General features: G+C 39.9%; 1 protein-coding gene. It reads left to right on the top strand.

All coding sequences use genetic code 11. The features are described 5' to 3' along the window. A partial coding sequence (locus tag KWG70_RS17655; protein ID WP_230937364.1) for a lamin tail domain-containing protein occupies positions 1 to 803 on the top strand: 803 nt, incomplete at both ends.

Genomic DNA, 803 nt, shown 5'->3' with positions numbered 1-803 from the left:
TTAACACGATTAGGAGGTTCGGTAGTTATATCTGAGGTTTATTTTGATACGCATTACACAGAACGTATAGAGACAAAGTACCATCATATGGGAGAGTTTGTAGAGTTATTCAATTCTTCGACTACCGCTATAGATTTAAGTTTATGGAAGCTCAAGGATCATGAGAGCGAGTATATATTTCCCACCGGTACCATTATTCCCTCAGGAGAGATTTTGGTGATCACTTATGGTGGTCGACGTATAGCAGACCAGCCAGGAGGAGCAGGGACGATGCTGTATTGGAAAGAGAAGTTTGTAGAGTTATTTCCAGATGCCGAGGGTTATGAAGATAATATCATAGTTCAGAACAATTTTGTGATGTATAATGAAACGGCTACGCTTCAGTTGTATAACAATCATGGGTTTTTAATAGATCAAGTCAAGTATATTACCGATTTACAGTGTATAGGCGAGCCACAATGTATAGATCAGCCACATAGTATAACGGATTATAATTTTGCAGAGAACATCAACAATGGAGATGGCGGTGCTTTTAACGGACCTATTTATTCCACATTAGCAGAACAGTTAGAGGCTCAGGGTTGGGGGGCTAATGCGACCCAGACAGAGTACCGTTTCAAGCAAGCCATTCATATCGAGAATGCTGTAGACTATTATGATCATGAGGCTCTTAATGAGTCTTATGTTGTAGCAGATGCGACACCATTTAGTATTCCACATACAGTACCATTACAAGCAGCATCAGAGGTAATCGATGCGTATCCACCAGTAGAATCAGTGGTAAATAATTTTAGTACTTCGAT

The sequence above is a fragment of the Psychroserpens luteolus genome, from assembly GCF_021032705.1.
Taxonomy (GTDB): Bacteria; Bacteroidota; Bacteroidia; order Flavobacteriales; family Flavobacteriaceae; genus Psychroserpens; species Psychroserpens luteolus.
Note: the sequence above shows the minus strand (reverse complement) of the source record. Positions and strands in the feature narration are given on the sequence as shown.